The sequence below is a fragment of the Rheinheimera metallidurans genome (assembly GCF_036983985.1).
GTDB lineage: Bacteria > Pseudomonadota > Gammaproteobacteria > Enterobacterales > Alteromonadaceae > Alishewanella > Alishewanella metallidurans.
Genome location: NZ_JALAHQ010000003.1, coordinates 257,805 through 281,239 on the forward strand (window position 1 = coordinate 257,805; position 23,435 = coordinate 281,239).

The 23,435-nt window shown below is 44.8% G+C and carries 21 protein-coding genes; 15 read left to right on the forward strand and 6 right to left on the reverse strand.

Features of this window, described 5'->3' with window-relative positions; translation table 11 throughout:
- The first annotated feature begins 10 nt into the window (after positions 1-10).
- The 6 genes from MN199_RS10270 to MN199_RS10295 all read left to right on the forward strand — a co-directional run bounded on the left by MN199_RS10270 (position 11) and on the right by MN199_RS10295 (position 7,295).
- Positions 11-646, forward strand: coding sequence for a YfgM family protein (locus tag MN199_RS10270; protein WP_335739356.1), 636 nt, complete (start codon positions 11-13; stop codon positions 644-646).
- A 10-nt stretch (positions 647-656) separates the two neighbouring features.
- A complete protein-coding gene (gene bamB, locus MN199_RS10275; RefSeq protein ID WP_335739357.1) occupies positions 657-1,838 on the forward strand; it encodes an outer membrane protein assembly factor BamB in 1,182 nt (393 codons plus the stop codon).
- A 72-nt stretch (positions 1,839-1,910) separates the two neighbouring features.
- Complete coding sequence (gene der / locus MN199_RS10280; protein WP_132585217.1) at positions 1,911-3,389, forward strand: ribosome biogenesis GTPase Der; 1,479 nt, start codon at positions 1,911-1,913, stop codon at positions 3,387-3,389.
- Between the two features lie 11 nt (positions 3,390-3,400).
- A complete protein-coding gene (locus tag MN199_RS10285; protein WP_335739358.1) occupies positions 3,401-5,659 on the forward strand; it encodes an arginine/lysine/ornithine decarboxylase in 2,259 nt (752 codons plus the stop codon).
- Positions 5,660-5,889: 230 nt separating this feature from the next.
- Complete coding sequence (locus tag MN199_RS10290; RefSeq protein WP_335739359.1) at positions 5,890-6,906, forward strand: hypothetical protein; 1,017 nt, start codon at positions 5,890-5,892, stop codon at positions 6,904-6,906.
- Positions 6,906-7,295 (forward strand): hypothetical protein, encoded by a 390-nt coding sequence (locus MN199_RS10295; protein ID WP_335739360.1) that lies wholly within the window; start codon positions 6,906-6,908, stop codon positions 7,293-7,295. Before MN199_RS10290 ends, MN199_RS10295 begins: the two co-directional genes overlap by 1 nt.
- Before the next feature lie 264 nt (positions 7,296-7,559).
- Here the strand turns inward: MN199_RS10295 and MN199_RS10300 are convergent, their stop codons facing one another.
- Entirely contained in the window at positions 7,560-8,123 is a 564-nt protein-coding gene (locus MN199_RS10300; protein ID WP_335739361.1) for a gamma-glutamylcyclotransferase, read from the reverse strand.
- Between the two features lie 14 nt (positions 8,124-8,137).
- Positions 8,138-9,475, reverse strand: coding sequence for an exodeoxyribonuclease VII large subunit (gene xseA, locus MN199_RS10305; protein ID WP_335739362.1), 1,338 nt, complete (start codon positions 9,473-9,475; stop codon positions 8,138-8,140).
- Between the two features lie 139 nt (positions 9,476-9,614).
- Here xseA and guaB point away from each other — a divergent pair, with 139 nt between their 5' ends.
- The 9 genes from guaB (at position 9,615) to lepB (ending at position 20,144) form a co-directional block, all read left to right on the forward strand.
- Positions 9,615-11,084, forward strand: coding sequence for an IMP dehydrogenase (guaB, locus tag MN199_RS10310; protein ID WP_132585202.1), 1,470 nt, complete (start codon positions 9,615-9,617; stop codon positions 11,082-11,084).
- 58 nt (positions 11,085-11,142) lie between these two features.
- On the forward strand, positions 11,143-12,720 hold the full coding sequence (gene guaA, locus MN199_RS10315) for a glutamine-hydrolyzing GMP synthase (RefSeq protein ID WP_335739363.1): 1,578 nt from the start codon (positions 11,143-11,145) through the stop codon (positions 12,718-12,720).
- A 237-nt stretch (positions 12,721-12,957) separates the two neighbouring features.
- On the forward strand, positions 12,958-14,289 hold the full coding sequence (locus MN199_RS10320) for a sigma-54-dependent transcriptional regulator (protein WP_132585190.1): 1,332 nt from the start codon (positions 12,958-12,960) through the stop codon (positions 14,287-14,289).
- A gap of 21 nt (positions 14,290-14,310) precedes the next feature.
- Positions 14,311-14,523: a histidine kinase dimerization/phospho-acceptor domain-containing protein gene (locus MN199_RS10325; RefSeq protein WP_335739364.1), complete on the forward strand. Its 213-nt coding sequence runs from the start codon at positions 14,311-14,313 to the stop codon at positions 14,521-14,523.
- A 23-nt stretch (positions 14,524-14,546) separates the two neighbouring features.
- Positions 14,547-16,025 carry a sensor histidine kinase gene (locus MN199_RS10330; protein ID WP_335739365.1) on the forward strand — a complete coding sequence of 493 codons (1,479 nt, stop codon included), beginning with the start codon at positions 14,547-14,549 and terminating at the stop codon, positions 16,023-16,025.
- 3 nt (positions 16,026-16,028) lie between these two features.
- Positions 16,029-16,490 (forward strand): response regulator, encoded by a 462-nt coding sequence (locus MN199_RS10335; RefSeq protein ID WP_132585182.1) that lies wholly within the window; start codon positions 16,029-16,031, stop codon positions 16,488-16,490.
- Complete coding sequence (locus MN199_RS10340; protein ID WP_132585179.1) at positions 16,483-18,462, forward strand: response regulator; 1,980 nt, start codon at positions 16,483-16,485, stop codon at positions 18,460-18,462. The genes MN199_RS10335 and MN199_RS10340 overlap by 8 nt, the downstream gene beginning before the upstream one ends.
- 277 nt (positions 18,463-18,739) lie before the next feature.
- A complete protein-coding gene (locus MN199_RS10345) occupies positions 18,740-19,327 on the forward strand; it encodes an outer membrane beta-barrel protein (RefSeq protein ID WP_335739366.1) in 588 nt (195 codons plus the stop codon).
- 163 nt (positions 19,328-19,490) lie between these two features.
- Positions 19,491-20,144 (forward strand): signal peptidase I, encoded by a 654-nt coding sequence (gene lepB, locus MN199_RS10350; RefSeq protein WP_132585173.1) that lies wholly within the window; start codon positions 19,491-19,493, stop codon positions 20,142-20,144.
- A 13-nt stretch (positions 20,145-20,157) separates the two neighbouring features.
- Here the strand turns inward: lepB and prmA are convergent, their stop codons facing one another.
- From prmA to aroQ, 4 genes are all read right to left on the reverse strand, one after another.
- Positions 20,158-21,042: a 50S ribosomal protein L11 methyltransferase gene (gene prmA / locus MN199_RS10355; RefSeq protein ID WP_335739367.1), complete on the reverse strand. Its 885-nt coding sequence runs from the start codon at positions 21,040-21,042 to the stop codon at positions 20,158-20,160.
- 77 nt (positions 21,043-21,119) lie between these two features.
- Positions 21,120-22,463, reverse strand: coding sequence for an acetyl-CoA carboxylase biotin carboxylase subunit (accC, locus tag MN199_RS10360; RefSeq protein WP_335739368.1), 1,344 nt, complete (start codon positions 22,461-22,463; stop codon positions 21,120-21,122).
- Between the two features lie 16 nt (positions 22,464-22,479).
- Positions 22,480-22,935 carry an acetyl-CoA carboxylase biotin carboxyl carrier protein gene (gene accB, locus MN199_RS10365; protein ID WP_132585164.1) on the reverse strand — a complete coding sequence of 152 codons (456 nt, stop codon included), beginning with the start codon at positions 22,933-22,935 and terminating at the stop codon, positions 22,480-22,482.
- Positions 22,936-22,960: 25 nt separating this feature from the next.
- Positions 22,961-23,413, reverse strand: a complete 453-nt coding sequence (gene aroQ, locus MN199_RS10370) for a type II 3-dehydroquinate dehydratase (protein ID WP_132585161.1) — start codon at positions 23,411-23,413, stop codon at positions 22,961-22,963.
- Positions 23,414-23,435: the final 22 nt, after the last annotated feature.

Genomic DNA, 23,435 nt, shown 5'->3' on the forward strand with positions numbered 1-23,435 from the left:
GAGTAACGCAGTGGAAATTTACAGCAGCGAAGAACAACAAGTAGAAGCGATTAAACGGTTTTGGCAACAGTACGGCAAAGCTATTGTCGGTGGTGTGGTATTAGGCTTGGCCGTATTATATGGTTTTCGTTTTTATCAGGCTGATCAGCGCTCAACAGCTGAAGAAGCATCAACTAAGTACAGTCAGTTAGTTGAACAGCGTGAAGCCGCTAACGCCAGTGAAGATTGGCTAGTGCAAGCACAAGGCTTTATTGCGGCGTCTAAAGTAGATAACTACGCAGTACTAGCGGCCTTGCTTGCCGCTAAAGACGCGGTAGCACTGCAGCAATATGATAAAGCAGCGGAGCAACTTAACTGGGCGTTAGCTCATGCTAAAGAGCCAGGTGTCGTCGCTATTGCCCAATTGCGTTTAGCCCGCTTACAGCGCGAGCAAGGCAAGTTAGATGAGGCCTTGGTAACATTAAATAAAACCATGCCAGAAAGCTTTGCTGCGATGCAAGCCGAACTTAAAGGTGACATTTTAGTGCAAGCGGACAAGTTAGTTGAAGCTAAAGCTGCTTACCAGCAAGCATTAACTAACGCAGGTCAAAATAGTCAGCTGATACAAGTTAAGCTGGATGAATTAGCACACGTCACTGCAGTGTAAAGAGGTAAGCGTGAAATTACAGGTTAAACAGGCATTATTGCTGGCTACCTTAGTGTTGGCAGGCTGTTCCAGTAAAGAAAAACTGGTGCTACCTCAGGTTAATACCAGCATCTACCCTAGTGTAGTGTGGGAAAAAAGTATTGACTCAGGTGTTGGGCACTTTGAATCTAACTTAACGCCTATTATTGTTAAAGACACCGTATATGCAGCAAGCCGTGCGGGCTTAGTGACCGCATTTGATTTAGAAACCGGTAAGCGTAAGTGGCAGTTTGATTTACGTAAACCTGCCGGCAGTTCATTTTGGCAGGGTATTGGCGATGTTTGGTCTGGTGACAATGCGCGCATATCGGGCGGTCTAAGCTTTGGTTATGACAAACTCTATTTTGGTACTGAAAATGGCGACGTTGTTGCACTATCAGCCGACGGTGAGTTGGTTTGGCGCACTGAAGTTAGCGGTGAAGTATTAGTAAAGCCAGCCATAGGCGAAGGCTTAGTTGTGGTAGCAACCGGTGCAGGTAAAATTATTGCGTTACACCCTGATACCGGCGAGCAACGTTGGCAGTTCGAGAATGAGCAGCCGTCGTTAACGTTGCGCGGTATTAGTGAGCCAGTAGTTGAAGCCGGTGGTATAATATACGGCTCTGGTAGCGGGCAAGTTGGTGTATTAATTTCTGAGCGTGGTTATCAGGCATGGGAAGAAGCGGTTGGCGTGCCTTCTGGTACTACCGATTTATCGCGATTAGCTGACGTTGATGCCAAACCTTTAGTGCGCGGCGGTACAGTATTTAGCACTGCTTATAACGGTTCTTTAGTTGCCCTTGAATTGCGCACTGGCCGTCAACTGTGGAAACGCGACTATTCAAGTTTCCGGAATATGGCCATGTCAGGTGACACTATCTACCTGGTTGATTCCGTTGGCCGAATTTACGCAATAGATAGCCGTAGCGGCACTGAACAGTGGGCCCAGTTTGGCTTGAATAAGCATAATGTAACCGGCGCTACTGTATATAAAGATTACTTAGTAATTGGCGATAGCAAAGGCAATTTACATTGGTTAAATCGTGAAACTGGCGATTTTGTCGCCCGCCAAAGCATGGATAGCTCGGGGTTTTATACCGAAGCGGTAACTAACGGTACTTATCTGTTAGTGCAAAGCCGTAACGGTGAGCTAGTCTTATTACAAACACCTTAAACCGAGCTTAGCGGTTAAAGTTTTTAGACAGGCCTAAACTAGGCCTGTTTTGTCATTTTTGAGGTTCACATAATGTTGCCTGTCGTTGCCTTAGTAGGCCGAGCTAATGTCGGTAAATCGACGTTGTTCAACCGTTTAACCCGCACCCGCGACGCGCTGGTTGCGGACTTCCCTGGTTTAACCCGAGATCGCAAATATGGCTCTGCCAATGTTGAGGGGCTAGAGTTTATTGTGGTAGATACCGGCGGTATCGATGGCAACGAGCAGGGCATAGAAGTAGAAATGGCTGAGCAGTCGCTAAAGGCGATTGACGAAGCCGATGTGGTGCTATTTATGGTTGACGCCCGAGTCGGCGCCACCGTAGGTGATGAAGCCATAGCTGCGCATATTCGTAAAGTACAAAAGAAAGTATTTGTGGTCGCTAACAAAACTGACGGCTTAGACGCCGACACCGCCATTGCTGACTTTTATGGTTTAGGCTTAGGTGAAGTTTATGCTATTGCTGCTGCACATGGTCGAGGTGTATCTGCATTATTAAACCATGCGCTAATACCGTTATTAAGTGCCGAACAACAGCAAGCGTTAGCTGGTGATGCCGAGTTAGAAGAAGGCCCAGCGCTTGAAACGTTAACCGATGAAGAGGCAGAAGCCGAAGCTACGCGCTTACGTAACGAGCACATTAAGTTAGCCATCGTTGGCCGGCCGAACGTGGGTAAATCTACGTTAACCAACCGCATTTTAGGCGAAGAGCGGGTAGTGGTATTTGATATGCCGGGCACCACGCGAGACTCAATTTATATTCCTATGCAGCGTAACGAGCGCGACTACACTTTAATTGATACCGCTGGCGTGCGTCGTCGCGGCAAAATTGATGACGTAGTAGAAAAGTTCTCCGTTATTAAAACCTTGCAGGCTATTGAAGACGCCAACGTCGTTATTTTGGTATTAGATGCGCGTTTAGGTATTTCTGATCAAGACTTAAGCATTTTGGGTTTTGTGTTAAACGCTGGCCGCTCATTAGTTATCGCTGTGAATAAATGGGATGGCTTAAACGATAGCATAAAAGATGAAGTTAAACGCGAGCTAGACCGTCGTTTAGGCTTTCTTGATTTTTCCCGTTTGCATTTTATCTCTGCACTGCACGGTTCTGGCGTAGGTAACTTGTTCGAGTCGGTAGAAGAAGCCTTTGATTCGGCAACTAAACGCCACAGTACCGCGTTATTAACTCGCATCATGAAAATGGCGCAAGAAGACCACGAGCCACCTTTGGTGCATGGTCGTCGGGTGAAATTAAAATATGCCCACGCTGGTGGTTATAACCCACCGCTTATTGTTATTCACGGCAACCAAGTGAAAGACTTACCTGACTCGTATAAGCGTTACCTAATGAACTACTACCGTAAAACCCTGAAAATGATGGGCACGCCAATACGTGTTGAGTTCCGTGAAGGTGAAAACCCATTTGCGCCAACGAAAAAGAATACCGAAACGCCACTGCAAAAATATAAGCGTGAACGTTTAATGAAAGCACGTAAAAAACTGGACCAATAAGGACAGCTGCAATGAAATTTCGCTTCCCGGTAATTGTTATAGATGAAGATTTTCGCTCAGAGAATATCTCTGGCTCTGGTATCCGTGATCTAGCGCAAGCTATCAGTAGTCATGGTTTTGAAGTGGTTGGCTACACCAGTTATGTCGACTTAAGCGCATTTGCCCAGCAAGCCAGCCGAGCGTCATGTTTTATTTTATCTATCGACGATGAAGAGTTTGGCACCGGTAGTGCAGAAGAAGTGGCCAAAGCATTACGTGAACTACGAACTTTTATTAAAGAAGTACGCAAGCGTAATGCCGATATTCCTATTTTTCTTTATGGTGAAACCCGTACCACACGCCATGTCCCTAACGACGTACTACGTGAACTACATGGTTTTATTCATATGTTTGAAGACACCCCAGAATTTGTGGCCAAACATATTATCCGCGAAGCAAAAAAATACCTTGATGCCTTAGCGCCACCGTTTTTCAATGCACTAATGGATTACGCCTCAGACGGCTCATACTCATGGCATTGTCCAGGTCACTCGGGTGGTGTCGCGTTCTTAAAAAGCCCAGTAGGGCAAATGTTTCACCAATTTTTTGGCGAAAATATGCTGCGCGCCGATGTGTGTAACGCGGTAGACGAATTAGGCCAGCTGCTTGATCACACCGGCCCAGTGGCGCAAAGCGAGCAAAATGCTGCGCGTATTTTCGGTAGTGACCATTTGTTTTTTGTTACCAACGGCACTTCGACTTCGAATAAAATGGTCTGGCACTCCGTGGTGGCACCAGGTGATATCGTGGTCGTCGACCGCAATTGCCATAAGTCTATTTTGCACTCCATTATTATGACTGGCGCTATTCCGGTATTTTTAATGCCTACCCGTAACCATTACGGCATTATTGGTCCGATCCCGAAAAGTGAGTTTTCACCAGAAGCCATCGCGAAAAAAATTGAAGCCAACCCATTTGCCCGTAATGCAAAAAACAAAAAGCCACGCATTTTAACTATTACGCAAAGCACCTACGACGGTATCTTGTATAACGTAGAAGAAATCAAACAAGAGTTAGGTTCAACAATAGATACCTTACACTTTGATGAGGCTTGGTTGCCGCATGCCAGTTTCCATAGTTTTTATGAAAATATGCATGCTATAGGTAAAGACCGGCCGCGCTCGAAAGACACCTTAGTGTTTGCTACTCAGTCAACGCATAAGTTGTTAGCTGGGTTATCGCAAGCATCGCAAATTTTAGTGCAAAACGCCGAAAATCGCAGTTTAGATACCCACCGGTTTAATGAATCTTATTTAATGCACAGCTCTACCAGCCCTCAATACGCTATTATTGCTAGTTGTGACGTTGCCGCTGCCATGATGGAAGCACCTGGCGGCACCGCTTTGGTAGAAGAGTCATTATTTGAAGCGATAGATTTTCGCCGCGCCATGCGCAAAGTTGACGCTGAATTTGGTGATGACGAATGGTGGTTTAAAGTATGGGGCCCAGATGAGCTGCCAGAAGAAGGCTTAGGCACTCGCGATAACTGGACGCTGCACGCAAAAGACAGCTGGCATGGTTTTGGTGCAATAGAATCAGGGTTTAATATTCTTGACCCAATAAAAGCGACCATTATTACTCCAGGTTTAAACCTGCACGGCCAGTTTGATGAGCAAGGCATTCCAGCGGCTATAGTTAGTAAGTATTTGTCCGAACACGGTATTATTATTGAAAAAACCGGCCTGTACTCGTTTTTTATCATGTTTACCATCGGCATTACCAAAGGCCGCTGGAACTCTATGGTTACCGAGTTACAGCAGTTTAAAGACGACTACGATCAAAACCAGCCAATGTGGCGCATTATGCCGGAATTTGGCAAAAAGCATCCGCGCTATGAAAAAGTCGGCTTGCGCGACCTATGTCAGCAAATTCACAATATGTACCGCAAGTTTGACGTGGCTAAAGTGACCACCGAAATGTACTTATCTAATATTGAAACCGCGATGACCCCAGCCGATGCCTGGGCCAGAATGGCGCACCGTGATATCGAGCGGGTATCGATTGACGAAATTGAAGGCCGTGTTACCGCCATGCTGGTGACGCCGTACCCACCAGGTATTCCGTTAATGGTGCCAGGCGAGCGCTTTAATAAAATTATTATTAGCTACCTGCAATTTACCCGCGCTTTTAATGGTGCCTTTCCCGGCTTCGAAACCGATGTGCACGGTTTAGTGCGCGAAGTTGTTGATGGCGAGCTGAAGTACTTTATTGACGTAGTCAAAGAAGCTTAACGCTAAGCTGTTTAAGAATAAATTCGCTGTTTAGGAAGGCTGACATATATGTTGGCCTTTTTTATTAGTCGTTACATTATTTAAATATTGTATTCAATGATCCCTTTCTCGCTAAATTAGCTTAGCTATTAGCATTAACCAATATTGCTTGGCCCTTTTGTTGCGTAAAGATTAACTTATTGTTTTTATCTTGGTGTGATCTAAAAAGTTTACATAATAAGGACATTACCATGGCAGAAATTTATCTTTCAGGCAGCGCTGAGCGCGCGGAACAAATTTTCGTAAATAGACCCGATTTACTCGCGCAGTATCGTCAATACAGTAATAGAACCGACAATATTTTATTACCTAACCAGCCACATCTGATGAGCTGTGCGCCTGATGATATTAAAACTCTGCACACGTTTACACGCTTTTCTCATCCCGAACTGCAACGCTTACAGCAAATAGCTGCAGAATATGATGACTATACTCTGGCCATGGCCTATGTAACAGAAGAGCAAATAAAGCCTGTTATGCAATTGCTTGAAAAGCATGGCACAACAGCAGCACGGGCTTTACTTGGGGCAACAAACAGTAAATATTCTGTATTTCAACGTTCAATTGTTCAATACCAGCAAGCCCTATTAGATTTACATGAAGCCAGCCAAGCAAAAGCACAGGCCAAGGGTGCCAGAACTAAAGGTGCGCACAACGGCATTATTGCCGCTAAAGAAGCCCATGCCAGACAAATGCATGCGGTAATGGAACAACGTTTTCAGCAGCAGTTGCACCGTTATCGCGCTAACCTTGGAACGAGTGCTAATCGCTCTGCGTTATTATCAGCCGAGCGAGGTGTTAATGTCGCCCGCAGTGGCCGTAATAACCAACGTACCGGTCAAACATTGCGCTTTGCCAATAGCCAACAAGTGGCAACAGTGCAGCGTTTTGTTAGTGGTACTAACATGGTGGGTCGTGGCGTATTAGTGTTAGATTTTGCCATGCGTACAGAAAAGGTCTACCACGCACAAAACTCTTGGCGTGAAGGTGCTGTGCAATACTCGGGGTTTGTTGCAAGTGCTGGTACAGGAGCATTAGTTGCTATGGGCACTAAGACCATAGGCATAGCTTTAGTGCTTTCCCCAGTAGGATGGATAGTTTTGATTGGTGCTGCAGTGCTGGTAGGGTTTGTGGCAGCATCTAAAGCAGACTCTTGGATGCAAAATGAAGCCGCATCAAGATATGATAATAGACGGGATCGACGTTAATGGAGTTTTCGATTAGAGATTTTTTTTCTATTGTGTGCATGGTCTTATTGCTTTCAGCTGTAATTGCCTATCCAGTGGTTGCTTTATTTGCTACCAGACCGATACAACGCAAATTACGTCTGACCCAGCAGGATTATATAAGTGACTGGGTAAAGTGGCCATTTCAGACAATGTTTTATACGCTGGCTGTTTTGGTGTCTTTTACCCGTTGGCGTCACGAAAACAATCGACATTTAGTGGATGCTGATGAACTGGTACGCCAAGCTGCAACGCCACTGCAATGGTGGTTGTGTTTGTGGCTAGCGGTTAGCACATGCGGCATGGTGATGTTGATGTTTTCTATGATGGTATTAGATTATTTTGGTGTATGGTCGCTTGGTGTCAGTTAGTACGCTTATTATCCAGCTTTTAGGCAAAGTAATGCGTTTTGCCATGTGTACGGAAAAGGTATATCACGCAAAAAGACTCTTGGCGTGAAGGTTTTGTGCAATACTCTGGGTTTGTTACTAGTGCTGGTATAGGAACATTAGTGCTTTCGCCAGCAGGTTGGGTAGTGTTAATTGGTGCTGCAGAACATTTAGAGGGTCAGATCCAAAATTAACAATTGGATCTGACCCTCTATAGTTCCGGATCTGACTCCGACGGTTTTTCTTCTACAATTTTAACAGCGCTTGTTCAATCGCAAACACATGCTCGTCGTGCTCGTTCATTTCTCGCAGTGCTGCGGCTAGTTTCAGTAAATACTCACTGTTTTCGCCACTTGGGCCTTTGCTGCGGGCAATATGTGCAGCTATGGCGGTGTCTGATTCTGGCCCCAAATAAGCGGCATTATCTGCGCTAGCTAAGTACAACACGCCTTCGGTTTGGCCCGGTGTATCAAGCCAGTGTAAGGTAGTAAACACGCGCAGGTAGCCGTTTTTCTCACGGTGGTCTAAATACTCAAAGGTATCTGGCGTAACTTCATAAGCCATACCAGCGCAGCGAGCAGTAGCAGTTTCAACCAGTGTTAATACTCGCCCAGGGGCTTCAGGTGTGCCGCGATGATCATGCGAGCCTTGCCAAAACCGGCGTTGCCAGCCGTAAATGCAGGCCGGCTTGCGGTTAAGGTAAGCAAAGTCAGCTTTATATATTAATGAGCCATAACCAAATAACCATACTGATTTTAAATGATTCAGCGGTTGTCGCTGCTGGTTAATAGCAATGGTATTGTGTGACATAAATTCCTAAACGCTTAATCCGCGTTAAGCTTGGTGATTTTAGCGGCAAATTCACCCTTGGCCAGCCGCACCGACACGCTGTCGCCTATTGTTAAGCTGTCGGTTGAGGTAAGTACCTGCTTGGTGTTGTCAAACGTAATGCTGTAACCACGCGCTAAGGTAGCCAGTGGGCTTACGGTGTTTAGTTGTAGGCTTAGCTGGGCTAGTTGCTGTTTATGCTGTTTTAGTTGTAACTGTTGCGCGCTAGTAAGCCGCCGAGCTAAATCGGCAATGCTTTGTTGTTGTGCCGTTAAGGCTTTTAATGGTGATAGTTGGCGTAAGCTTTTATCAAGATATTGTTGTTGCTGTAACTGGCTTTGCAGCACGCGTTTTACATTGCTGGTTAGCCGTAGCTGTAATTCATCTAAGCGTTGCTGTTGTTGTTGTAGCCTGCGTTTGGGATGCAGCGCTAATAAGCGCTCGCTTAAATTAACTAACTTGGGGGTTAGCTGCTGCATACGCGCGCGCTGGGCTTGAATAAGCGCATTACGTAAGCGTTGTATGCGTTCTAACAAGTGGCTTTGATCTGGCGATACTAACTCCGCCGCTGCCGATGGTGTAGCGGCGCGCATGTCGGCAACAAAGTCGGTTAGGGCAAAATCTATTTCATGGCCTACGGCGCTTACTATTGGCATAGGGCAGTCGGCGATAGCCCGGCACAGCGCTTCATCATTAAAGCACCATAAGTCTTCTAGCGAGCCACCACCGCGGCCAATAATAAGTACATCGACTTCATTGCGCCGTATGGCGGTGCTTAGCATCTGCCTAAGCTGCGCTGCAGCGGTTTCACCTTGTACTTGAGACGGATAAATAATAACTTCAATGCCCGGCGCGCGGCGCTGCAATACCGTAACAATATCGCGTATGGCGGCACCCGTCGGCGAGGTAATAACACCCACGCGCTGCACGTGGGCGGGAAGCGCTTTTTTGCCAGACAGATCGAACAAGCCTTCGCTTTGTAATTTTGCTTTAAGTTGTTCAAACTGTTGTTTAAGTAAACCGGCGCCGGCGCTTTCAATAAATTCAGCCAGTAACTGATATTCACCGCGCGGTTCGTACACACTAATACGGGCACGAATAAGTACTTGCTGGCCATTTTGTGGCCGAAAGCTGCTATTGCGGTTAGCCTGTTTAAACATCGCGCATTTAACCTGTGCGGCGCTGTCTTTTAAAGAAAAATACCAATGGCCGCTAGCTGCAGCAACAAAATTAGATATTTCACCTTGCAACCACAGGGTTTGAAACTGTAGCTCAAGAGTTAAGCGCACTTCGCTATTTAAGCGAGAAACGGTATAAATATCGGGGTTTTGCATGCAACGCTCATATCAACACGAATAGGTAAACTGGCGTTAGAATAACATAAAACAAAAAACCGTTTGTGATACGACGATAAAACCGCTAAAATTGTACCGCAACATTCCCTATCTTTTCAGCCACAGCGAGATTGTTGCAATGCTCAGGATCAAACAAGAAGCTCTTACCTTTGACGACGTGTTATTGGTACCGGCACATTCAAATGTTTTACCTCATACAGCCGACCTACGTACCCGACTGACTAAAAGCATCACGCTGAATATTCCTATGGTTTCTGCGTCTATGGACACGGTAACTGAAGCGCGTTTAGCCATTGCTTTAGCGCAAGAGGGCGGTTTAGGTTTTATTCATAAAAACATGACGATTGAAGATCAGGCCGCTAACGTGCGCCGGGTAAAAAAATTCGAAAGTGGTGTAGTGTCAGACCCTGTTACCGTTAGGCCAGATATGAGCATTCGTGATGTGCTTGAATTAGCACAACAGTGCGGTTTTTCTGGTTTTCCGGTGGTCGATGCCAGCAACAATTTAGTTGGTATGTTAACCAGCCGTGATATGAGCTTTCAAGCGAATAATAACGAAATAGTTAGCGGTTTAATGACGCCACGTGAGCGCTTAGTTACCGTGCTTGAAAGTGCGCCGCGTGAAGAAGCCTTTAAAAAAATGCACCAGCACCGCATTGAAAAGGTGTTAGTAGTAGATAGCGAATTTAAGCTAAAAGGCTTAATTACCGTACGCGACTACTATAAAGCCGCTAGTAAACCTAATGCTTGTAAAGATGAACTAGGTCGTTTACGTGTTGGCGCCGCCGTGGGTGTTGGCCCTGGTACTGACGAACGTATTGCGGCGTTAGTTGACGCGGGCGTTGATATTTTGCTTATTGATACGTCGCATGGCCATTCACAAGGTGTAATTGACCGGGTAAAACAAACTCGCGCTCAGTATCCAGATTTACAAATTGTCGCTGGTAACGTTGCGACTGCGGACGGTGCCAAAGCCTTAGCTGAAGCGGGTGCGAATGCAGTGAAGGTGGGCATTGGCCCAGGCTCTATTTGTACTACGCGTATTGTTACCGGTTGTGGCGTACCACAAATTACCGCAATTTCTGAAGCGGCTATGGGTGTAGTGGGTACCGATGTAACTATTATTGCTGATGGCGGCATTCGCTTTTCTGGTGACGTGGCCAAAGCGTTAGTAGCTGGCGCAAATTGTGTGATGGTCGGTTCAATGTTTGCTGGCACTGAAGAGGCTCCAGGTGATGTTGAGTTATATCAAGGCCGTTACTATAAGTCATACCGTGGTATGGGTTCATTAGGCGCGATGGCACAGCGTAATGGTTCGTCAGACCGTTATTTTCAAGGTAGTAACAACGCGGAAAAATTAGTACCAGAAGGTATTGAAGGCCGCGTAGCATACAAAGGCCCAATGGAAAACATTATTCACCAGCAAATGGGTGGCCTGCGCAGCGCTATGGGGTTAACCGGTTGCGCAACGATTGACGAATTGCGCACTAAACCAGAGTTTGTGCGTGTTACTTCTGCAGGTATGGGTGAGTCGCACGTACACGATGTGCAAATTACCAAAGAAGCTCCTAATTACCGTGTAAGCTAAACTGATTTTGGTGTTATCGGCTGGTTTATACCAGCCGCTTTACTTTTAAAAGGTCGCTATGAACAAAAACATTCATCACCACCGCATTTTAATTCTCGATTTTGGCTCGCAATATACTCAGCTTATCGCCCGTCGCGTGCGTGAAATAGGCGTCTATTGCGAACTGTGGGCTTGGGATGTAACTGAAGCGCAAATTCGTGAGTTTAACCCAACGGGTATTATTTTATCTGGTGGCCCAGAAAGCGTGCACGAGGCTAATTCACCAAGGGCACCACAATACGTGTTTGAAGCTGGTGTGCCAGTGCTGGGTATTTGCTATGGCATGCAAACTATGGCCGAACAACTGGGTGGCAAGGTGCAAGGCTCAGATATGCGCGAGTTTGGCTACGCTCAGATTGAAGCCGTTAAAGCAAACGCCTTATTTGCCAAAATTGAAGATCATATCAGTGCTAATGGCAATGCGCTGTTAGACGTGTGGATGAGTCACGGTGATAAAGTTGTTGATATTCCTGAAGGTTTTATCACTTGTGCTACTACTGCAACCTGTCCACATGCCGGTATAGTCGATGAAGCTCGCCAGTTTTATGGCGTGCAGTTTCACCCAGAAGTAACGCATACTCGTCAAGGTTTGCGCATGCTAGAGCATTTCGTGGTTGATATTTGTGGTTGTGACAAATTATGGACCCCAGCCAGCATTATTGAAGATGCCGTTATTCGCTTAAAGCAACAAATTGGCGATGATCAAGTTATTCTAGGCTTATCGGGTGGTGTAGATAGCTCAGTAGTTGCCATGTTGCTACACCGTGCTATTGGTAAAAACCTAACCTGCGTATTTGTTGATAACGGTTTACTGCGTTTAAACGAAGGCAAGCAGGTTATGGATATGTTTGGCGACCATTTTGGTCTAAACATTATCAAAGTTGAAGCTGAACAGCGCTTTTTAGATGCGCTGGCTGGGCAAAGCGATCCTGAAGTAAAACGTAAAACCATAGGTCGGGTATTTGTTGAGGTTTTTGATGAGCAATCACAAAAGCTAGAAAATGCGAAGTGGTTAGCCCAAGGTACTATTTATCCTGACGTTATTGAATCGGCTGGCTCCGCTACTGGTAAAGCGCATGTGATTAAGTCGCACCACAACGTGGGTGGCTTGCCAGAGCATATGAAGTTAGGTTTAGTTGAACCACTGCGCGAATTGTTTAAAGACGAAGTACGTAAAATAGGCCTAGAGCTTGGCCTACCGTATAACATGCTATACCGTCATCCGTTCCCAGGCCCAGGCCTTGGTGTGCGCGTGCTTGGCGAAATTAAGAAAGAGTACTGCGATATATTGCGTCGTGCCGATGCCATTTTTATAGAAGAACTGCATAAAGCCGATTTATATAACAAAGTGAGCCAAGCCTTTGTGGTGTTTTTACCGGTGAAGTCAGTCGGTGTTATGGGCGATGCCCGTAAATACGACTGGGTAGTCTCGTTACGCGCGGTAGAAACTATCGATTTTATGACCGCTCATTGGGCGCACTTGCCGTATGATTTACTCGGCAAAGTATCTAATCGTATTATCAACGAAATTAACGGCATTTCGCGTGTGGTGTACGACATATCAGGTAAACCACCAGCAACAATTGAGTGGGAATAGTTATTTTTCGCTATTGAATAAAAAAGACGCTTCGGCGTCTTTTTTTATATCAGCGAGTAAAGCCTAAATTTCTGTTGGCTCGTCGGTTATCTGGTAGGCATATTGCAAACAAAAGGTTAATTAAGTGCTATTCATGCTGGGTTTAATCACCTACTATAGGCTGGTAACTTCAGGTATCACCGTAACATATGGCTTAAATCACATTTTTCGTTAATTTACTGATATGAGAATTTACCATTGCTATCAATATTGCTTGTCGATGATGATCAAGAGTTTACCAATGTAGCCTGCCATATTATCGAGTTTCTCGGCCATACTGTGTCTGTGGCAGAAAACTTGGCGCAAGCCAATGAATGGCTAGTCCATAATAACTTTGATCATATTTTGCTAGATTTTATGCTGCCTGATGGCAGCGGTATTCATTTAATGGATCGGGTGCAGCAATTATTTCCTGTGCCCAAGGTAACCTTTATTACTGGCCACCCCTCGGTAAAATCGGTTATTGCTGATCTTTGCGGGCCTAAGGTTGATTATTTACTTAAGCCTATTCAGCGTGAAGATTTAGAGCGCGTACTTAACCCAGTTAAAGCAAAAAAGAAAAAATTATCTAACCAAGCTAAGTTGCACTTTGGCTGCCTGCTAGGCGAGTCGGCACCGATGCAAGCCCTCTATACTATGATTGAGCGGGTTGCCGCATCTAATGCTAACGTGATGCTAATGGGCGAAAGCGGTGTGGGTAAAGAACTGGTAGCCTCGGCTATTCACACCGCAAGCCAAGCTTCTGGCCCCTTTGTCGCAATAAACTGCGGCGGCTTGTCAAAAGAGCTAATTAGTAGCGAATTATTTGGCCATGAAAAAGGTGCTTTTACCGGAGCCGTAGCACAAAAAGTTGGTGTATTTGAGCGCGCGCACTCAGGTACCTTGTTTCTTGATGAAGTAACCGAAATGCCTATAGATATGCAACCACATTTACTACGCGTATTAGAGACAAAAAACGTAGTGCGTGTTGGCGGCACTAAAGAAATTGCCGTTAACTGTCGGGTTGTGTCGGCCACTAACCGCAGTATGCAAAGTATTGCTGAGCAACATATATTACGCGAAGATATTTATTTTCGTTTGGCCGTGTTTCCACTAGAAATTCCGCCGTTAAGAGAACGCAGTACCGATATTCCACTATTAGCTAACGCTTTTTTAGCCAGGTTAAATGAAGAAAATGATACCAATTACAGTTTTACTGCCGCACAGTTAGAACGTTTAGCCAATTTTGACTGGCCCGGTAATGTGAGAGAACTGCGCCATACAGTGCATCGGGCCTACATTATGAGTGATCCGACAAAAACTAGCGTTGAACTGCCAGCGTCTTTTGCCTCACCGTTTTCTACCACGAAACCGAAAAATAGTGGCTTAACGGCTGGTAAAACGATAGAGGAAGTCGAAAAAGAGCTTATTTATTTAACCTTGAAAAACGTAGATGGCAACAAAACGTTGGCTGCTGAAATGCTGGGCATTAGTGCCAAAACCCTTTATAACCGACTTAATGCTTACGGCGGTTTAGGTGAGTTCAGTTAGTATTTTACCCCGGAGGAGCACATGTCGATAGAACAGCAACCTACTGTGTTAGAAAAGCAAATACACGATATTCGCAAACCATTAAACCGTATTTCTATGCAAGCCGAGCTAATTAAGTTGGTATTAGAAAACCAGTTGCCAGCAGCCAAATTGGCAGAGGCTGCTGACAAAATATTACAATCTTGCCAAGAATGCAGCCAATTACTGCAAGACCTAATCGCACCGACAAAGTAATGCCGATGAAAGGGAGTTTATAGATGGCCAGCAAGCTGCTTAATAACGCCCGCACCAGTTGGTTGTTACTGGGTGCGGTAATGATGTGCTTGATTGCGTTTAATGCGTTTTTGGCTTTTAGCTCAATGGAAAAACTTACCTCAACTCAAACTAGCCTAACCAACACCGGCGATATTATTGTTAAGCTTGATGATTTACATATGTCAGTGTTGTCAGCTGAGTCTGGCCAGCGCGGTTACTTACTAACTGAAGATATATTGTATTTAGAGCCTTACTTGGCAGCGTTAAAAAATGTACAAGCACAAATAACTGAAATGGCAGCGGTTCGCTCTGAAATGCCAGAGCAGCAATTGCGAATAGATAATGTTATACGTTTATCTGAGGCAAAAATAACCGAACTAGTCGAAACGGTCGAATTAGCTCGGCAAAATAAAGAGGCACTAGCGTTAACCTTATTAAAAACTGACCATGGTCAAAATATTTATTTACAATTACGCGCAGAGGTATACGCCGTTCGCCAGACTGAAAAAGCTTTTCGTAAAACCTTATTTGAACGTTTATCTAAAGGCCGGGATGAAGCCCTACTTAATTTCGTTATATCTGGCGTGCTTAGTAGTGTGCTGGTGATACTGATGTTAGTGCTGTCGTGGCGAAACGAGAGCAAAGAAAAGAAATACTTAAATGCGCTTGAGCAGCAAAATGAAGGTCTAACACAGAAGGTAGCCGAGCGTACTCATGATTTGCAGTTGTACTCGGAAGAACTTAGTCGCAGCAACCGCGAACTGGAAGATTTTGCTTTTGTCGCCTCGCATGATTTACAAGAACCGCTGCGTAAAATACAAGCCTTTGGCGATAGGTTAGAGTCGTCATTTAGCCAGAACTTAGGTGAGCAAGGTTTAGACTATTTAACGCGAATGCGAAATGCGGCCCATCGTATGTCAGCATTAATTAATGACTTGTTAGATTTTTCACGTATTAGTACCCGCGGTCGCGATTTTAGCGCTACCGATTTAAATACCGTAATAAGTAGTGTGCTTGATGATCTAGAAATTGCGATCCAAGAAAGTAACGCACAATTTACTATTGAGCCTATGCCGACTATTCAGGCCGATCATAGCCAGCTGCAGCAGCTGTTTCTTAACTTGCTATCTAACGCGATTAAGTTTCGTAACGCCGATGTAGCACCTGCCATTAATATAACAATTGCACCGCACCAACCTAATGTTATGCAGCAGGATATATGCGCAACGTGGTATGCCATTACGCTGACTGATAACGGTATTGGTTTTGCTGAAGAATACGCTGAGAAAATTTTTACACCGTTTCAACGTTTACATGGCCGTTCAGAATACAAAGGTACTGGCATTGGTTTAGCGGTTTGCCGGCGCATTGTCGAGCGCCACCGCGGGTTAATTAGTGCATCAGCGACGTTGGGTGCTGGCGCAACTTTCACTATAATTTTACCGGCCGAGGGTACACCTTTTGGTGCTCGGGGAGACTAGATAATGCCACTTAGCAAAGCACGCGCTATTACGATTTTAATGGCCGACGATGATGAAGATGACCGGTTACTAACCCAAGATGCATTGCGCGAAAGCCGGGTACTTAATTCCCTATATTGCGTGGAGGACGGCGTAGAACTGCTTGAATACCTGCGCAAAGAAGGTAAATATGCCTCAGATGAGCCTTGCCCGCGGCCTAGTTTAATTTTGTTAGATCTTAATATGCCGCGAATGGATGGCCGAGAAGCACTACGGAATATTAAAAGCGATGAGCGCTTGCGTGGTATTCCAGTGGTTATTTTAACCACGTCAAAGCAAGAGGAAGATATGGTCCGAGGCTATAATTTAGGTGCAGCTTCATACATCACTAAACCGGTAAATTTTGACGGCTTGGTCGATTTAATGCGTACTTTAGGTAAGTACTGGGTCGAATTTGTAGAGTTACCCGAACATCACGATGACTAAGACTGCGGTTAAACAAGCAAAAATTTTGCTGGTTGAAGATGATGAAGATGACTATATCCTTACTCGTGGTCATCTTGATGACTTAACCGCGTTAGATAGCCAATTAACCTGGGTTAAAAGCTCGGCCGAAGGTTTACAAAAGCTAACTGAAGGCCACTTTGATGTGTGCTTGTTAGATTACCAGCTTGATGCCGATACTGGTTTATCGCTACTTAAAAAGGCCATAAATGCTGGCGTATCAACGCCAATTATTATGCTAACTGGCCAGCCCGATAAGCAGCTAGATTTACAGGCATTAGAATATGGCGCGGCAGATTTTTTAGTTAAAAGTGAGCTAAGTGAGGCACGCTTTGCCAGAGCAATACGTTATGCTCTAAGCCGCCGCGAGTATGAGCTGGAGCGGATCAACAGGTTACAACTTGAAACAGATAGCCGCTCAAAAGACCGATTTTTAGCCCACCTAAGCCATGAGCTACGTACGCCACTATCATCCATTTTAGGCTATACCGAATTATTGTTAGAATCCGATAGCGCGTTAGAAGCACGGCCAGAACTAAATATTATTCTTAACAACGGTAAACATTTGCTCAGCTTGTTAAATGACGTGTTGGATTTATCAAAAATAACCGCAAATAAATTAGAGCTACGGCCAGAAATTATTGCCTTGCGGCATCTGTTAATTGATATTTACACCTTATTAAATGTTACCGCTATAGATAACGGCTTGCAGTTTGACGTAACAGCGCTAACCGCGCTACCGGATACGATTATCGCCGATGGTACGCGTTTGCGTCAGGTGCTGATAAATTTGATTTATAACGCAATAAAGTTTACTGACGCGGGTAGCATTAAAGTTGAGGTTTGGCTGCAACAGCAAGTCGAGCAGCAAATGCTGTTCTTTCGGATCACCGATACCGGTGTTGGTATACCCGCTAAGCGGTTAAAAGATATCTTTGTACCTTTTATGCAAATAGAAGATATGTTTACTCGCAAGAAAGGTGGCGCAGGGTTAGGCTTGGCGATATCTGCTGAACTTATTCAGCATATGGGCGGTAGCATCGATGTTACCTCTGAAGAAGGTAAAGGCAGCATCTTTACGTTCTCAATTAACCCCGGTGATTTAACTGACGTTAACCTTAGCCAATTTAATGCTGAGCTAACATATAGCGAACCGCAAGAAACCGGCGAAAAACTGCAATTAACCGGTGAGGTATTAATCGTCGATGATCTCGCTGATTTGCGTAAACTGGCAGGGCACTGGGTTAGCGCCACCGGCGCTACAGTAAGTTACGCTAGAAATGGCGCCGAAGCGATTGAGAGAGTTAAAGCTAAGTTGGCGTCACAGAGCCATTACAACTTAATTTTAATGGATTTACATATGCCGGTAGTCGACGGCAAACAAGCCACAACTGATATTCGCAAGCTGGGTTATAGGCAACCGATAGTGGCACTAACGGCGACTATGGCCAAAGGCATTCATCAGCAACTGTCCGATATTGGTTTTACTGAGCTGTTGTATAAGCCAGTAACGAAAAAGCAGCTGTATAGCGTATTAAAGCGTTATCTAGTAGCAGCTGAACCTGAAGTAGCATTAACACCAATCGCTAACATAGGCGTAGAGCTGCAGTTTTTAGTGGTAGAGGACGATATTGAAGCGGCGCAGCTATTACAGCTATTGTTAGAAAGTTTAGGCGTTAAGGTAACACTGGCGCACAGTGCGGCACAATGCTTACAGATATTGGCGCAGCATGATCACTTCGATAGAATTTTACTGGATATGGGTTTGCCAGATAGCTCCGGTTGGCAATTAGTGCAGCGTATTGAACAGAGCGACGCGGATAACGTTATTGTGATAATAAGTGGGCAAAACGTTGAGGAAAGTGATGCTAAGCCGGCCATTGTGCAGCAGAGTTTGCTAAAACCGGTGACTAAACACATGCTAAGTAATTTGGTAAAAGGCTGTTATGAATAATAAAAGTTAACCGCTAATCTTCCGCATAACCCCCCACATTTACCTACGATCTGCCCGTTTCTTGTTTATTATTAAGTGTGTAAGTTTTTCTTGTTGTAATGTGAGTGTTACAATTTTAACGCGTATTGGTTAATAACTTACAAAGATGATTTGCACTTAACCTATTGATTTTAATGTTTTTTATTTTTCCCGTATAAGTGGCATAAAGCTTGTAACACTTTAACGTGAAACCCAAGCTAACGCTTATTTTTAATTATTTGATTTCACGGAGCTTACAATGAAAAAACATTATTTAGCCGCCCTAACCGTATCTTCATTTTTATTGTCTTCTACCTATGCTTTTGCCGCGCCTAATAATGACGAAGTTGACCATGTTGGCATCTATGTCGGTGCTGCGTACGGCTTACTCAACGTTGATGGTGATGACCAAGATTTTGATAAAGAAGATAACGCCTCGCGTCTTTTTGTCGGTGCGCAGTTTAATCAGGCGTTTTCTTTAGAAGCCGGTTATATCGATTTTGGTCAATACGGCAATAATATTTTTAATACTGAACTGGATGGTTACACTTTAGCATTAAAAGCTGGCCTGCCGCTTGGCGAGCGTTTTACGCTATATGCGCAAGGTGGTAATGTTTGGTGGAAAGCCGATATTAGTGCAACAGATGACAAGGCAGATGTTGATGGTTCAGATTTGTTTTACGGTGTAGGGATGTCATTTGCGTTGAGTGAGAGCTTAGATTTACGTTTAGATTACACCCGTTTTGACGTGAAGTTTAACCGTGACGAAATAGGCATATTAGCGGATATCGATAACTTTGATACCAAAGTTGACTATGTCAGCGTGGGTATTCAGTACACCTTTTAATATTTAACAACTAGCCTGCGATAAGCTAACCGTTAACGGCATGGATGCCTAAGTTAGCTTATTAGTATTACTCCCTTTATTACTTGTGCAACACGATTTAATGTAGTGCGAACCTAATGCCGCCAGTAAGGTCATAGCAAAAGCTAACTTAATGGAGTAAGACATGAACAAACTGCAACAGCTGTGGCGTGATAACCGCAGTGTTATTATATTTTTAGCCTTAATGTTTATGTTCAGAAGTGCTGTCGCTGACTGGAACGATGTACCGTCAGGCTCAATGCAACCCACCATTCAAATAGGCGATCGTCTGCTAGTTAACAAAATGGCCTATGATCTACGCGTGCCCTTTACTACAACGTCTTTACTAAAACTCGCTGATCCTGAACGTGGCGATATCGTGATCTTTGTCTCAAAAGCTGCCAACAACCGGCTGGTTAAACGCGTTATTGGTATACCGGGTGACGTCATCGCTATGCACAATAATGTGCTGACCATTAACGGCCAACGCTTAGTGTATTCGCAACCTAATGCTAACGAGGATGACAATAGTGTGTTGCTGAATGAGCAGTTAGACAATATCCAGCATAGTGTGAAATTAGCCGCGTTTTCTAGTGGGCGAGATAGTTTTGCGCCAGTAACTGTGCCAGCAGAGCATTATTTAGTGTTGGGAGATAACCGTGACAACAGCGCCGACTCTCGGGTAATTGGCTTTGTACCACGAGCTGAAATAGTCGGCCGCGCGAGCACGGTGTTAGTTTCGCTCGACCACGATAATTACTATCTGCCGCGCAGCACACGATTTCTGGCGGCATTATAAATATAGGTAAATATTAGCTGTGCTTGCGTGCGCTTAGGCGCACCCATTCGTCTTGCACCGCAATGGGGTCAAAACTAAACTCATCTGCATAAGCGGCCATTACACTATCGGCTTGGCTTTCTAAAATACCTGACAATGCCAGCACCCCGTTGGGTTTTACATAAGCACTAATAACGTGTTTTAATTCAGCTAATGGCCCGGCTAAAATATTAGCGACTACCACATCTGCTTGAAAATCAACCGGCTGATCTTTCGGTAGATAAAGTTCGATCTGGCCATTAACATTATTGCGTTTGGCATTAGCCGTGCTAGCTTCAATAGCTTGCGGGTCAATATCAACACCGACCACTCGTTTAGCACCCAGCTTTAACGCGGCTATGCCTAAAATGCCTGAACCACAGCCAAAGTCGACTACGGTTTGTTCCGGCTTTATCGTCGCATCTAGCCATTGCATGCAAAGCGCCGTAGTGGGGTGAGTGCCGGTGCCAAAGGCTAAGCCTGGGTCGAGCATTACGTTGACTGCAGTTGGGTCGGGGATATCACGCCAGCTTGGGCAAACCCATAAACGCTGACCAAATTTAATTGGATGAAAGTTATCCATCCACTCACGTTCCCAGTCTTTGTCTTCTAATTGCTCTAGCTTATATTCTACGCCCTGCTTAAAAAACGCCACTTGTTCGAGCTGCTTTACGACCTTGTCCATTGGATGCTCGGCATCAAACAAACCCACCACTATGGTATTTGTCCAATAAATAACTTCACCCGGCATAGGTTCATAAATGGGCGTGTCGTGGGCATCAACAAAACTAACAGCTTGAGCGCCCCAGCCCATTAGCATATCGCTAACTTGTTCTGCCTTTTGTTCAGTAGTTGTAACGCGCAATTGGATCCAAGGCATAGTAGTCTCGCTAGTAAAAATTTTGCGTATTATAGCAAAAAGGCCGCAAATGCGGCCTTTTAATCTGTGGCAAATACTTAATTGATACCTAGTTTATGTTCTAAGTAATGAATATTAGTGCCGCCTTTACAGAAACCTTCATCGCGCATAATATCTTTATGCAATTCGATATTGGTTTTAATACCTTCTACTAGCAATTCATCTAACGCATTACGCATGCGCGCAATAGCGATATCGCGAGTTTCACCGTAGGTAATTAACTTACCGACCATTGAATCGTAGTTTGGTGGTACGGTGTAATCGGCATAGATATGCGAATCCCAGCGAATGCCATTACCACCTGGTGGATGGAACCGAGTAATTTTACCTGGTGATGGCATAAAGGTTTTTGCATCTTCAGCGTTAATACGACATTCAATAGCATGGCCACGAATAACAATATCTTCCTGCTTAAGCGTCAGTGGCATGCCTGAAGCAATACGCAGCTGTTCTTTAATTAGGTCAACACCGGTTATCATTTCGGTAATTGGGTGTTCTACTTGAATACGGGTGTTCATTTCAATAAAGAAAAACTCACCGTTTTCAAATAAAAACTCAAAAGTACCAGCGCCGCGATAATTCATTACTTTACAGGCAGACACACAGCGCTCACCTATAAAGGCACGCAGCTCATCAGTAATACCTGGTGCTGGCGCTTCTTCTACCACTTTTTGGTGACGACGTTGCATTGAACAGTCGCGTTCACCTAAATGAATAGCATTGCCTTGACCATCAGCGAGTATTTGAATTTCAACGTGGCGTGGATTTTCTAAAAACTTCTCCATGTACACCATGTCATTACCAAATGCGGCTTTCGCTTCTGCTTTAGTCATTTCTATTGAGCTAACTAAATCTGCTTCGCTACGCACTACGCGCATACCACGGCCACCACCGCCGCCTGAGGCTTTAACAATAAGCGGATAGCCAATACGTTTAGCAATTGCCATATTAGTTTCGGCATCGTCGCCTACTGCGCCGTCTGAACCCGGTACGCAAGGTACGCCAGCTTTTTTCATCGCTTCAATAGCGGCAACTTTATCGCCCATAGTGCGAATAGACTCTGCACGTGGACCAATAAAAATTAAGCCGCTTTCTTCTACTTGTTGCGCAAAATCAGCACGTTCAGCTAAAAAGCCATAACCAGGGTGTATAGCTTGTGCGTTGGTTATTTCAGCCGCAGCAATAAGTGCCGGAATATTTAAATAACTTAGTGGTGAAGCGGCCGGGCCAATACAAATGGTTTCGTCGGCCAGCAGCACGTGTTTTAAATTACGGTCAACGGTAGAGTGTACAGCAACCGTTTTTATGCCCAGCTCTTTGCACGCGCGTAAAATACGTAGTGCAATTTCGCCGCGATTGGCAATCAGTACTTTTTCTAGCATCAGTCTGCCTTTTGCGTTATTCGATCACAAAGAGTGGCTGGTCAAACTCAACCGGCTCGCCGTTTTCAAGCAGAATTTCTTTTACCACACCGGCCTTGTCAGACTGGATTTGGTTCATCATCTTCATTGCTTCTACGATACATAAGGTATCGCCTACTTTAACCGTTTGGCCCACTTCAACAAAGGCTTTAGCCGTTGGTGATGCCGCTCGGTAGAACGAACCAACCATGGGTGATTTAACCACGTGGCCGCTTATTACTTTTGGTGCATCTACTGCTGCAATAGCCGCTGGTGCAACAGGCGCTGGCATTGCTTGTTGTGGCATTGGTGCATAATGTTGCATTGGCGCGTAATGCTGTGCAGGGCCGTTACGGCTGATGCGTACTGACTCTTCACCTTCGGTGATCTCAAGCTCAGAAATACCTGACTCTTCTAACAGCTCGATCAATTTTTTAATCTTTCTAATATCCATGTCTTTTAGCCTGATTTAGTTATTACTATTTGGTTGTTTTCAAAACTGCTACCGCCGAGTCTAAAGCATAGTGGTAACCTTTGGCCCCCAGACCGCAGATCACCCCTTTGGCGATATCAGATAAATACGAGTGCCGGCGAAAACTTTCGCGGGCATACACATTAGATAAATGTACTTCAATAAACGGAATAGCCACAGCCAGCAGCGCATCACGAATAGCCACACTAGTGTGGGTAAATGCACCCGGGTTAATCAGAATATAGTCTTGTTGCCCTAAACTTTGTTGAATGGCATTCACTAGTTCGTGTTCAGCGTTCGATTGTAAATGTGTTAGTTTTACATCTTTCGCTGCTGCCTGTTCCGTCAGGTCGGTAATAATATCTTGCAAAGTAGCCGAACCATATACTTCAGGTTCGCGCACACCTAACATATTTAAGTTAGGGCCATTTAAAACTAAAATTCGATAAGTTGCCGCCATCGGTGCGTAATTCCCACTAATT